Below are 12,503 nucleotides of genomic sequence, written 5' to 3'. Positions count from 1 at the left end.
CAAGCTCGCTTTAGCCGTATTTATTCGACATTTCCACTGGAAATGCCACGCGCCCGCAAGCTGAGGTGGTGAGACCGTTCAAATCGGCGCTGTTCGCTGTTACTTAATTTAACTTAACAACCGCACTAGAATAACCAAGTCGAGAGCCGCCGTCAAACCGGCAGTGCACAACATCGGGAGGGTACTTTGATAACTTTTAAAAGTTTCCTTAAGTACAATGCATCTGCCGCATCTGGTTTACCGCTGCCGCAATCGCGCTTGGCTCGGTAGTGCGCAGAATTTTTCTGGTCTGCGCCATCAGACTCTCCAGATCACTATTCAAAATTTCCTGCTTTACCGATAGCAAATGGATCGGGTCCATCGAAAATTCCAGCAATCCCATGCCGAGCAGCAGCCGCGTGTATTTGATGTCGCCAGCCATTTCTCCGCACACCGAAACCGGGATTTCAGCTTTTCGACCCATCGCGATCACGCTCGATAACAGGTACAACACCGCCGGATGCAACGGATTATAAAGGTGCGACACTTCATGATCGACGCGGTCAATCGCCAACGTGTACTGAATCAAGTCGTTGGTGCCAATCGACAGAAAATCCATGCGCTTGATGAACATCGGCAGCGCCAAAGCGGCAGCTGGAATTTCTATCATGGCGCCGATCTTCATGCCCTCATCAAACTTGATCTTCTCATCACGCAATTGCTGCTTGGCTTGCGCAATCAACGACAAGGTCTGGTCAATTTCAAATGCATGCGCCAGCATCGGGATCAGCAACTTGACCGGACCGAAGGCAGAAGCCCGTAAAATGGCCCGCAACTGCGTCAAAAACAACTGCGGCTCCGCCAGACAATAACGTATTGCGCGCAGCCCAAGCGCCGGATTCAGCGCAGTCTGCTCGCCCGCATCCAGCGGCTTGTCGGCACCGACATCCAGCGTCCGGATTGTCACCGGACGCCCCTTCATTGCAACCACCGCCTGCTTATACGATGCAAACTGCTCATCCTCGGTCGGCAACCGCTGCTGGTCACCGATCCGTCCCATAAACAGAAATTCAGAGCGAAACAACCCGACACCGTTGGCACCCGATTCCATGGCTGGCGCACAATCATCGGGCAGCTCAATATTCGCCAGCAAGGTGATCTCTGTGCCATCCAGCGTTACCGCGCGCGTTTTCTTGAGCTTGCCAAGCTTTCTGCGCGCCCGCATTTGCTGCGCTTGCAGCTCACGATATTGATTCAGTACCGGTGGCGGCGGATCGACGATTACCACCCCTGCCGAGCCATCAATGATGATCCAGTCGTCCTGCCTGATCAGCAACGAGGCATGATCCATCCCCACCGCGGCGGGGATATCCAGGCTGCGGGCAACGATGGCAGTGTGAGAATTCTGGCCGCCCTGATCAGTGATGAAGCCGGCGAAGGCACGATCGCGGAACTGCAACATGTCAGCCGGAGAAATATCATGGGCGACGACGATAATATTCGGGATCGCGGCGCTATCGCCATTGACTTCCGGCAGCGTCGTGGCTGTGCCGGTCAATATCTTCAGTAACCGTTCACCGACTTGCTGGATATCGGTCTTGCGCTCACGCAAATAGGGGTCTTCTATCTCGTCGAATTGTGCCGACACTTCATCAATCTGCGTCACCAGCGCCCATTCGGCGTTGTACTGACGCTGACGAATAATCTCAAGCGGGACTTCGGCCAGCATCGGATCGGCCAGAATCAGCAGATGCACATCGATAAAAGCGCCCAGCTCTGCCGGCGATTCTTTAGGCAAGTCACTACGGATGGTTTGCAACTCTTTGCGTACCGTATCGACGGCGTTCCCTAATCGCCGCACTTCCGCCTCGACCTGCGTTTCCGATACCAGGTAATGCTTGACGTCCATCGCCGCCGGCGCAACTAAATGCGCACGACCAATCGCGATACCGCGCGAAACCGGAATGCCATGTAAGGAAAAGGATGCCATCTGTTCAGCCTGCAGGAAAATGGTGTCTAAGAACGATTGAACAGGTTTATTTCAATTCGCATTAGAAATCGAAACGAAGAGCATGACTGCAGACCATACTTCAACAACCTCGGGCCTCGTACAGCACAGTTATCGCCACAGTTCTCTTTTTAGTGCGAAGGCGAATTATTCGCCTTCGCCAAACTTGTCCTGTATCAGCTGATTGAGCGCATCGAAGCATTCTTTTTCATCCTGGCCGTCGGCTTCCAATAAGATGTTGCTGCCCTTGCCCGCTGCCAGCATCATGACGCCCATGATGGACTTGGCATTGACACGGCGTTTGTTGCGGGTCATCCAGACTTCACATTTGAATTTACTGGCAAGTTGCGTGAATTTAGCCGATGCACGTGCATGAAGACCTAATTTGTTGATGATTTCGATTTCTTGTTGAATCATGAGTTTCTTTTTTAATTATTTGGTGAATGCCAACTATTGCAGAGAAATTGCCTAATTGCCAATAAATGAATGACACTTAATGAGATACACGCACCCGATTATCGACCCGGACAGCGCCGCCCTGACCACCCGCCAGCGCCATCTCAGCGACTACGTCCAGCGTGTCGTTACGATAAGTGAGCGCCCGCAACAACATCGGCAAACTGATCCCGGCAATAACCTGCGTCTGCGTGCCGCTGCATAACGGCAGCGTGCAATTCGACGGCGTACCGCCCATCACGTCGGTGATCACTAGCACGCCAGAGCCATCGTCGAGCCGCGCCACTGCCTCCTTGGCCAGCAATTGGACTTCGGCCGTATTCTGATCGGCAATCACATCAATCGCCTCGAAACGCTCCGGCGTCTGTCGAAACACATGGGACGCCGCGGCAATAAAAGCCTGCCCGAGCGGCGAATGGGTTAATAAAAGAATACCGACCATAATTTTTAATACCAGACCCGCTATGCGGACAAGTGCAAATAATGTGCCAGAGTGGCACATTTCGCTGTAAGTTTAGGCGCTTTCGACATAGGGCCGGTACGCAACCGACAACTTACAGGCCGTGTTCCCGGCCGACCATCGAAGATCGCTGAATGAAAGTCACTTAAGTTTTACCCTGAACGGCTGCTTCCAGAGCGTTAATAAACATTTCTGCCACGTTAAAACCCGCTTGCTGCATGATTTCCTGAAAGCAAGTCGGACTGGTGACATTCACTTCAGTCAAATAGTTGCCAATCACGTCTAATCCTACCAGTAACAGACCACGTTTCGCCAGCACCGGACCGAGTGCTTCGCCGATTTCACGCTCACGTGCGGTCAGCGGCTGCGCCACGCCCAAACCTCCAGCGGCCAGATTACCCCGAACTTCGGTTCCTTGCGGAATGCGCGCCAGCGAATACGGCACGACTTCGCCGCCAATCACCAAGACACGCTTGTCGCCAGCCACAATTTCCGGGATGAAGCGCTGGATCATGATGGTCTGACGACCGTTGTTGGTCAGCGTCTCAATGATGGAACCGAGATTCATTCCATCCGGCTTGACGCGAAAAATACCCGCGCCACCCATGCCATCCAGTGGCTTTAGGATGACATCCTGATGCTCATCGTGGAAAGCGCGCAAACGCGCCGAATCACGGGTCACCAGGGTCGGCGAGATAAACTGCGGAAACTGTGCAATCGCCAGTTTTTCGTTGTGATCGCGGATGGCCTGCGGTTTGTTGAAGACGTGCGCACCTTGCTTTTCCGCCAGCTCCAGCAGATACGTGGTGTAGATGTATTCCATGTCGAACGGCGGATCCTTACGCAACAGGATCGCATCGAATTCCGACAAGAACATCGTGCTCGGTGCCGTAGCGCGATACCAATCCTTGTCGTCACCGGTCAGCGTCATGCGGGCGACGTTGGCGGTCACGATGCCGCTCTCCAGCGCCATGTCTTCTTGCTCGAACGCGTAGATCGTGTGGCCGCGTTTGGCGGCCTCGACCATCATCGCGTAGGTTGAATCTTTGTAGATTTTAAAACTGTCGAGCGGATCGGCGAGAAAAGCAATTTTCATTATCGAGCCTTGGTCTTGTTGTTTTACTTCGTTAGTAGATTTCCGGATTCGGATCGGTTTTTTCCATTTCCAGCGACGCCGCCAGTAACGCCAGGCGCGCCACTACACCGTACATGTAGAAACGGTTAGGCGCGGTAGTGCCCGGCTTGGCCAGCAAATCAGGCAGCGCATGTTGTTGGGCAAACGCCAGCGGCACATAATGCGCACCAGGTGCATTCAGGTTTTCATTGATGCCGCGCTCGGCGTGAACCCGATAAAAGCCGCCAACCACGTAGCGATCTATCATGTACACCACCGGTTCGGCTACCGCGTCGTTGATGTGCTCAAAGGTGTGCACGCCTTCCTGAATGATAACGTCATGGATGGCCAGGCCTTCTTTGCCAACCGACATCTTGTTGCGCTGCTTCAGGTTCAGCTCCTTGACCTGGCTGGCATCGGTGACGCTCATGATGCCCATGCCGTAAGTTCCGGCATCGGCTTTGACGATCACGAATGGCTTTTCCTTGATGCCGTATTCCTTGTACTTCTTGCGTATCTTGGACAGCAGCGAACTGACGCTCGATGCCAGCGCATCTTCACCGACATGTTCCTGGAAGTTGATCTGATCGCATTTGGCGAAAAACGGATTCAGCATCCATGGATCGACGTCGACCAGTTTCGCGAATTTTTTCACCACCTCATCGTAGGCGGCAAAATGGTTGCTCTTGCGGCGCACGGCCCAGCCGGCATGCAACGGCGGCAAAACGTTTTGTTCATTCAGATTTTCCAGTATTGACGGAATGCCTGACGACAGATCATTGTTTAGCAAAATCGTGCATGGATCGAAATTTTTCAACCCCAGACGACGACCGTTTTGCGAGCGTTCCAACGGCTCCAGCGTCACGGTCGTGCCATCCGGCAATTCAATCGTCACTGGCTCGGTAACATCGTCGGATAGCGATCCGAGCCGCACATTCAAGCCAGTCTGACGGAAAATTTGCATCAGGCGCGCAACATTCTGCAAATAGAACGTGTTGCGGGTATGCAACTCCGGCAACAGCAGCAGGTTCTTTGCATCCGGACAATATTTCTCAATCGCCGCCATGGCGGCCTGCACCGCTAGCGGCAACATTTCCGGTGACAAATTATTAAATCCACCCGGGAACAGGTTGGTGTCCACCGGGGCCAGTTTGAAGCCGGAATTACGCAAATCGACCGAGCAATAAAACGGTGGCGTGTGCTCCTGCCACTCCATCCGAAACCAACGCTCAATCGCCGGCGTGGCGGTGAGGATTTTCTTTTCGAGATCAAGTAGCGGGCCGTTCAGGGCGGTGACGAGGTGCGGAACCATAGAAATTCTTAAACTTTCATATAACCCGGAAACAGCAGATGACCGCCTCAAGGTGTCGATAAGACATTGATTACATTGAATATTTCTTCAATCAACACAGTCACACGCTACCCGCACGATTGCACGCTTTTAAGCGCCGGCGGTGCTTGTTTATCAAGCCTCGGCTGTGCTTGAATGACCTCGATTTTAACGGGAATTGCCGTATTCCGCCGCGCGAAAGCCAGGTATCGGACGCTGAGATCAACCACGCAGAGTCGATAACATTAGGGCAATTTGACGTTTTTAAAGCCCCAAACGTGAAAAAGCGCCCTGATCAGGGCGCTTTTATTTACTTAAAACAACTCATCAGTACCAACTACCAAATCGCCGCCGGACCAAACCGTGTCCGGTTGGCTACCGACACTTAACCGTGATAAGCCGATTCGCCGTGGCTGGAAATATCCAGACCTTCGCGCTCTTCTTCTTCCGTGACACGCAGTCCGATCACGATGTCGACCAGTTTGAAAGCGATGAACGCCACCACACTGGACCAGATCACGGTAGTCAGCACGCCTTGCAACTGAATCCAGACTTGACCGCTAATCGAATAGTCAGGGGCGACAGCGTTGGTAACATAGTCATAAATACCAGTGCCGCCGAGGCTAGGCGCAGCGAACACGCCGGTCAGCAATGCGCCAAGGATACCGCCCACGCCATGCACACCGAAGACGTCCAGCGAGTCATCCGCACCGAGGATTTTTTTCAAGCCGGTCACGCCCCACAAACAAGCAAAGCCCGCAATCAAACCCAGCGCCAGGGCGCCGCCCACACCGACGAAACCCGCAGCCGGCGTAATCGCGACCAGACCCGCAACAGCACCCGAGGCACCACCCAGCATGGAAGGCTTACCTTTGCCAACCCACTCGCCCAGGCTCCAGGTCAGCACCGCACCAGCTGTTGCAACCAGCGTGTTGATGAAGGCCAGTGCTGCACCGCCGTTGGCTTCCAGACCGGAGCCGGCGTTGAAACCAAACCAGCCGAACCACAGCAACGAAGCACCAACCATGGTCAATGTCAGGCTATGTGGCTTGAAGGCTTCCTTGCCGTAGCCTACGCGTTTGCCGATCACGTAAGCGCCAACCAGGCCGGCAACCGCGGCATTGATATGCACCACGGTACCGCCGGCGAAATCCAGCGCGCCTTTTTGGAATAGCCAGCCGCCAAGCGCCGTCTGTTTTGCCGCAGCAGCAGCGTCGGTGTAACCATCCGGGCCAGGCCAGAACCACACCATGTGCGCGATCGGCAGGTAAGAGAAAGTGAACCACAGCACGGTAAACAGCAGGATCGCCGAGAACTTCGCACGTTCAGCAAATGCACCGATCACCAGCGCACAGGTGATTGCGGCGAATGCACCTTGGAACACGACGAAGGCGAACTCCGGCAATACCACGCCTTTGCTGAAGGTTGCCGCCAGCGAGTCAGGCGTCATGCCACGCAGGAACAGCCTGCTAAAGCCGCCAAAGAAATCATTCCCTTCGGTGAACGCAATGCTGTAGCCATACACGACCCACAGCACAATCACCAGCGAGAAAATGGTAAAACATTGCATCAGCACCGACAACATGTTCTTGCTACGGACCAGGCCGCCATAGAACAGGCCGAGACCCGGCAACGTCATCAAAATCACGAAGGCGGTACACGTTAGCATCCAGGCTGTGTCGCCTTTGTTAGGTACCGCTGGTGCTGCAGCCGCAGCCGCAGGCGCTGCTGCTGTGGCAGCTGGAGCAGCCGCCACGGCAGCAGCAGGTGCAGCCGTCGAAGCCGCACTTGCCGCCACGCTGGCAGCGCTGGCGGCCGCAGCTGACGCCGAAGCGTCATCGGCGGCAGAAGCTGGCTGCATGAAACCGACCGTAAGCGTCAGCGCGCCAAGTGCCAGAAACGCGGCAATCTTTCGTTTGATATTCATTTTCACTATCCCCTTCTTAGATGGCATCTTTGCCGGTTTCACCGGTACGAATACGAATAACTTCCTGCAAATCGAAAACGAATATCTTGCCGTCACCGATCTTGCCGGTCCGTGCTGCCGTTTCGATCGCTTCTACCGCGCGCTCCAGAATCCCGTCATCCACCGCCGCTTCAATTTTGGTTTTCGGCAAAAAATCGACGACATACTCTGCGCCGCGATACAACTCGGTATGCCCCTTCTGGCGGCCAAAACCTTTTACCTCTGTGACCGTAATCCCTTGCACGCCGATAGCCGACAACGCTTCGCGCACCTCGTCCAGCTTGAATGGTTTGATAATCGCAGTGATCAGTTTCATATTGGCCTCAGTTAGATAGTTTTTGCGAGAGAGAAGACCACGCCGTTTTTGCCGAGATTTTTACCATCGGGGCTGACATACGCGCCATTCTTGGCATCGGTACCGACAAATGCTGCGCCCAGAGTCACGCCATACAGGCTGTCAAAGGTTTTGCTAACGCCGACCTTCCAGTCGTTATAGCTGGCAAAACTGAAGTGTTCGACTGTTTGGTGACCATAATGCAAGCCCAGTGTGACACCGGCACCGACATCGATATTCGCACCGAGATCGTAATAAGCGCTGTTCTTGCTATCGACCGTGCCGAACAAGTTGGTCAGCGCGTGCGAATACTTGAAGTAAGCCGGACCGTAGCCGAGCTGACCATACAACTCGAAGGTATCGGCATTCTTGGCGATAGTGCTTAAGTTATTGTCGGGATAGTAATAATACAGACCGCCGACGTCATAGGTAAACCCGCCAGGCAGATCACCGCGCTTACCTGCGTATAGATCCCACTCAATAGGGCCTTTGCCGTTACCGCCGGCGCTATTCACCGCATCCTTGATCCACTTGATGTTAGACAACCAGGTACCTGCGTACAGGCCGGTCGGATTGTTGGTGTAATCCACACCACCCTGCACAGCCGGATCAAAGCGGGTTTGCGAAATACCGCGGAAACGGTAGTCATTTACCACGCCGATGTTATAAGCGACCTGATTATCCGGCACGGGCGCTGCGGCAGCAGCCGGAGCCGGAGCTGGAACTGCATCGTCTGCATGGGCAAAACCGACAACCAATGTTGTTGCTACTGCGGTGGCAAGTATTAGCTTGTGAGTCAGCTTTTTCATCGTTTATCCCTGTTGAGTATGTAATTAATATGAAAAAATGGAGAGGCGGTAAAGTTCAAACTCTCTATAGCAGGACCCATGCCAACGTGTTGTAGGTGCTTTTGCCGCCATTTATAATCGTTTTTGTGTTTAACCCAAGCCATCTCCTCCTGTTGAAGCAACAACAGCGGCTTTTTGCACCATAGGGAAGCACATCGACTGCGTGCGCACTACTTCGGTGCACAAATAAGCACCAGGCTGGACTAGTAAATTGTGAATAGCGTGGCTCTTTCACAGGATCGGCTTGTCTCCTAAGATAGCAAATGCCTGTTTGATACTAAAACCGGATTATCAGGAGATGCCAATATGTCAGTACCAGCAAAAATCACCATCCACCCGCTGACCACCTCCGACCAGCAAACATGGCTGGCGTTATGGCAGGGTTATCAGGCTTTTTACAAAGTCGAGATTGGGGCAAGCACCAGCCAGCTAACCTGGCGCCGCTTGCTTGATCCGGATGAGCCGATGTTCGGCGCACTGGCACTGGTGGACGGCGAGGCGGTCGGTCTGGTGCACTGGATATTTCACCGCTCAAGCTGGACCGTGGGCAATTACTGTTACCTGCAGGACCTGTTCGTCGCCGCGCACCAGCGCGGCGGCGGTATCGGCCGCCAATTGATTGAACATGTGTATGCGGCGGCAAAAGCGGCCAATTGTTCACGCGTGCACTGGCTGAAGCATGAGAGCAACGACACCGCGATGCAACTTTACGACCGGATCGCGGAACGCCCTGGCTTCGTGCAATACCGAAAACGGCTGGATTAGCGCGGATGGACAGCATATTGGTTCGTGCCGCACGCTAGAGATTGCCTTAAGAGGCACGTCAACTTTCAACGTCACCTGCAGTCGCATGGGGTATCATTTTTGTTCCTACCCATTTTTAGCATCCAGAGGAACATCATGAGCAAGCCCAATTTTTTTGAAGACATGCAATCCAAGATTAACCAGGCGATCGAAAACTCGCCAGCCAAAGACATCGAAAAAAACGTCAAGGCGATGCTGAGTAGCGGTTTCTCGAAACTCGATCTGGTCACCCGTGAAGAGTTTGATGTGCAAGCGCAGGTGCTGGCAACGACCCGCGAAAAACTGGAAGCACTGGAAGCCCGCGTCACCGAACTCGAAGCACAATTGAAGCGTCCATGAAAATGCGCCACCGGCAACATCGATGACGCTGGCGGTATTAAAAAGCCGGGCGCTGGCAGGCATGCAGGCGCCGGAAGTCACGGTTGAAGTGCACCTGGCGAACGGGCTGCCATCTTTTACGATCGTCGGTTTGCCGGAAACCGAGGTCAAGGAATCCAAAGACCGGGTCCGTGCCGCGCTGCAAAACGCGCGTTTTGAATTTCCTTCACGCAGAATTACTGTCAATCTGGCACCGGCCGACTTACCCAAAGAATCAGGCCGCTTCGATCTGCCGATCGCCCTCGGTATTCTGGCGGCATCGGGGCAAATGCCGGCCGACCTACTCGATCAATATGAGTTCGCCGGAGAACTCTCGCTCTCTGGCGAACTGCGCCCAATTCGCGGCGCATTGGCGATGACGTTTGCAATGACCGCCACAGCGGGCAGCAATCCCGACCATCACCCTAAAAAGCAGCGCGCATTTATCCTGCCGCGCCAGAATGCCGACGAAGCAGCGCTGGTCACCGATGCCGCCATTTTTCCCGCCGACTCCCTGCTGCATGTGTGCGCCCATTTTTCTTCCAAAGACGCTGAAGGAAAATTAAGCCGCCACGTCGCCGCACCGCAGATACGGCCACCACACTATCTCGATTTCAGCGACGTCAAAGGTCAACTGCAGGCCAAACGCGCGCTTGAGGTTGCCGCGGCCGGCGGCCATAGCGCGTTGCTGATCGGTCCTCCCGGCACTGGAAAATCGATGCTGGCGACGCGCTTCGCAGGGATTCTGCCACCGATGACAAATCAGGAGGCGTTAGAGTCGGCTGCGGTGCAATCGTTGACCAGCGGTTTTTCCAGTAGCGGCTGGAAGGTGCGACCGTACAGAGCACCGCATCACACCGCATCCGGCGTAGCCCTGGTCGGCGGCGGCAGCCCCCCGCGTCCCGGGGAAATTTCATTGGCGCATCGCGGGGTCCTGTTCCTGGATGAATTGCCCGAGTTTGACAGGCGCGTTTTAGAGGTGCTGCGCGAACCGCTCGAATCTGGTCGGATTACTATTTCACGCGCTGCACGTCAGGCCGATTTCCCTGCGTGTTTTCAATTGATCGCTGCAATGAATCCCTGTCCGTGCGGTTATCTTGGTCATGTCTCAAATAAATGCCGCTGCACACCAGACCATATCGGGCGCTATCAGGACAAAATTTCCGGTCCGCTGCAAGATCGTATCGACATGCAGATTCAGGTCGGTTCGTTACGCCATGATGAATTGCAAAAACAAGCCGATGGCGAGCCATCCAGCGCGATTGCTGCGCGCGTCGGGCGGGCTCATGCGATCCAGCTTGCGCGGCAGGGAAAGGGCAATCATGCGCTATCAACTAACGATATCGACGTACATTGCAAATCCGATGCTGATGGGGAGAAATTATTGCAAACCGCAATGACGCATCTGAATTGGTCGGCGCGCGGCTACCATCGGGTGTTAAAAATTGCCCGCACCATTGCCGACCTGGCGGACTCCGAGGCTATCGCCAAGGCACATGTGGCGGAAGCAATTCAGTACCGGCGGGCGTTGCGAGAGAAGTAAAGTGAGTGCAACCAAACTATATGGATTCAGCGTGATTGCGCAGGAAAGTTTGTTCCCCCATTGCCGCGATTTGCCGGTCGATCAACGCTTCAAAAGGCGTTAACAACGCATCGAATTTACGCGGTGCTTCGAGAAGATTCAAAGCACAAACAATTGCTTCCAGCGTCGACAGTGCGCCGGGCATGGGCGCTTTTCGCAGGCGATAGCGTGAGCGCAACCCCGCTGGCAGCGCGATGCGGGGCAAGGCGGCCAACTGCGGATTGCGGTGCAACAGCTTGCGTGCCTTACGCCAGGTACCGTCCGGCACAACCAATAGCAAGGGCTGCGCGCTGACTTGCACAGCATAGTCGGCCAGTGGCTGCGCAGCTTCGCCGGGAAACAACAGGCAGGCCTGATATCCCGGCCGCGCCAGCAACGCTGGCAAATCGGCAAATACTTCGCCCACCAGCAGTTCAACATTGATCAGGCCAAGCGCCGCCAGGCGCGCCGTGTTCAACGCGTGGCTTGCTTCGCCTGGATGTTGCAGCAGCAATATCCGGGTGCGGCTATCGAGTTGTGGGATCAGCGCGCACAGACAGTGACTTTGCGGGCGCGTGCAGCGCGCGCATTGCGGGCGCGACGTGAGGGCTTTATTGACAGACATTACATTAACATTCTCATCATTTTTAATATTGATGCTGATCGCAAGGGTGATTCAGCGAACCATGCCATTTTTGAATTCACTGCAATGCTTGCCGGCAACGCCACTATTCTAACGACTCGCGGACTCAGGATCTGCCGACCTGGCACTTTGGCGCATTACTTTGACGGTTTTGGGATAAATCGCAGTCCGCTCACATCCGGTTGCAATTTAAGTTAACGTTTTGCATTTATTGCGTGACAAAAATGGGCTGAAGCGTAGTATGGAAATCGATGGCTTGATCTTATGATCTTAAAACCGATCGTCTTGACCCTGTAAAAAGGAGCGCACCACAATATTTACTCGGGCTGGCTTGAAAACTGCTTATCGATCATCACCTTCTGTCTAACTTTACCGGGAGCGCATATGAACCTGATCTACAACAGTGACCAATACAGCGTCGTTGAATTCGGTGCCGATGAGCAAAGAGAAGCCTTGCGCTTTGGCGGCTACGAAATTGTCGACAAATCCTTCAAACGCGAAATTTTCATTGCCGGTGCTTTGGCAGAATTTTTCCGTCAAGGGGTTGAAGAACTGATTGCCTCGGAACCAAGTATCGAAGATATCGATGCCTTCCTCGGCAACTACGACTCATTGATGAGTCAGCCTGTTACGTTACAGTAAC

At 54.2% G+C, this 12,503-nt stretch carries 13 protein-coding genes; 4 read left to right on the top strand and 9 right to left on the bottom strand.

The window, feature by feature from the left end; translation table 11 throughout:
• Positions 1-208 precede the first annotated feature (208 nt).
• From ptsP to AC3CHX_RS28720, 8 genes are all read right to left on the bottom strand, one after another.
• Positions 209-1,969 (bottom strand): phosphoenolpyruvate--protein phosphotransferase, encoded by a 1,761-nt coding sequence (ptsP, locus tag AC3CHX_RS28755; RefSeq protein WP_488631345.1) that lies wholly within the window; start codon positions 1,967-1,969, stop codon positions 209-211.
• Positions 1,970-2,134: 165 nt separating this feature from the next.
• Positions 2,135-2,404, bottom strand: coding sequence for an HPr family phosphocarrier protein (locus AC3CHX_RS28750; protein ID WP_488631344.1), 270 nt, complete (start codon positions 2,402-2,404; stop codon positions 2,135-2,137).
• Between the two features lie 76 nt (positions 2,405-2,480).
• Positions 2,481-2,885: a PTS sugar transporter subunit IIA gene (locus AC3CHX_RS28745; protein ID WP_488631343.1), complete on the bottom strand. Its 405-nt coding sequence runs from the start codon at positions 2,883-2,885 to the stop codon at positions 2,481-2,483.
• A gap of 163 nt (positions 2,886-3,048) precedes the next feature.
• Positions 3,049-3,999 (bottom strand): glutathione synthase, encoded by a 951-nt coding sequence (gene gshB, locus AC3CHX_RS28740; RefSeq protein ID WP_488631342.1) that lies wholly within the window; start codon positions 3,997-3,999, stop codon positions 3,049-3,051.
• Positions 4,000-4,030: 31 nt separating this feature from the next.
• Positions 4,031-5,329: a glutamate--cysteine ligase gene (gshA, locus tag AC3CHX_RS28735; RefSeq protein ID WP_488631341.1), complete on the bottom strand. Its 1,299-nt coding sequence runs from the start codon at positions 5,327-5,329 to the stop codon at positions 4,031-4,033.
• A 403-nt stretch (positions 5,330-5,732) separates the two neighbouring features.
• The gene (gene amt, locus AC3CHX_RS28730) at positions 5,733-7,274 is read right to left on the bottom strand and encodes an ammonium transporter (protein ID WP_488631340.1); all 1,542 of its coding nucleotides are present in this window, start codon (positions 7,272-7,274) and stop codon (positions 5,733-5,735) included.
• Between the two features lie 16 nt (positions 7,275-7,290).
• Positions 7,291-7,629 (bottom strand): P-II family nitrogen regulator, encoded by a 339-nt coding sequence (locus AC3CHX_RS28725; protein WP_488631339.1) that lies wholly within the window; start codon positions 7,627-7,629, stop codon positions 7,291-7,293.
• Between the two features lie 11 nt (positions 7,630-7,640).
• Positions 7,641-8,456: a TorF family putative porin gene (locus tag AC3CHX_RS28720; RefSeq protein ID WP_488631338.1), complete on the bottom strand. Its 816-nt coding sequence runs from the start codon at positions 8,454-8,456 to the stop codon at positions 7,641-7,643.
• A 345-nt stretch (positions 8,457-8,801) separates the two neighbouring features.
• Here AC3CHX_RS28720 and AC3CHX_RS28715 point away from each other — a divergent pair, with 345 nt between their 5' ends.
• The 3 genes from AC3CHX_RS28715 to AC3CHX_RS28705 all read left to right on the top strand — a co-directional run bounded on the left by AC3CHX_RS28715 (position 8,802) and on the right by AC3CHX_RS28705 (position 11,199).
• Positions 8,802-9,260 (top strand): GNAT family N-acetyltransferase, encoded by a 459-nt coding sequence (locus AC3CHX_RS28715; RefSeq protein ID WP_488631337.1) that lies wholly within the window; start codon positions 8,802-8,804, stop codon positions 9,258-9,260.
• A gap of 135 nt (positions 9,261-9,395) precedes the next feature.
• Positions 9,396-9,638, top strand: coding sequence for an accessory factor UbiK family protein (locus AC3CHX_RS28710; protein WP_488631336.1), 243 nt, complete (start codon positions 9,396-9,398; stop codon positions 9,636-9,638).
• Between the two features lie 22 nt (positions 9,639-9,660).
• Positions 9,661-11,199, top strand: a complete 1,539-nt coding sequence (locus tag AC3CHX_RS28705) for a YifB family Mg chelatase-like AAA ATPase (protein WP_488631335.1) — start codon at positions 9,661-9,663, stop codon at positions 11,197-11,199.
• 16 nt (positions 11,200-11,215) lie between these two features.
• On the opposite strand, the gene AC3CHX_RS28700 is transcribed toward AC3CHX_RS28705, so the two are convergent.
• A complete protein-coding gene (locus AC3CHX_RS28700) occupies positions 11,216-11,842 on the bottom strand; it encodes a tRNA-uridine aminocarboxypropyltransferase (RefSeq protein ID WP_488631334.1) in 627 nt (208 codons plus the stop codon).
• A gap of 402 nt (positions 11,843-12,244) precedes the next feature.
• Here AC3CHX_RS28700 and AC3CHX_RS28695 point away from each other — a divergent pair, with 402 nt between their 5' ends.
• Positions 12,245-12,502 carry a BTH_I0359 family protein gene (locus AC3CHX_RS28695; RefSeq protein WP_488631333.1) on the top strand — a complete coding sequence of 86 codons (258 nt, stop codon included), beginning with the start codon at positions 12,245-12,247 and terminating at the stop codon, positions 12,500-12,502.
• Position 12,503 lies beyond the last annotated feature (1 nt).

The organism is Glaciimonas sp. OK215, assembly GCF_057787885.1.
This window is presented reverse-complemented; position numbering and strand designations above follow the sequence as displayed.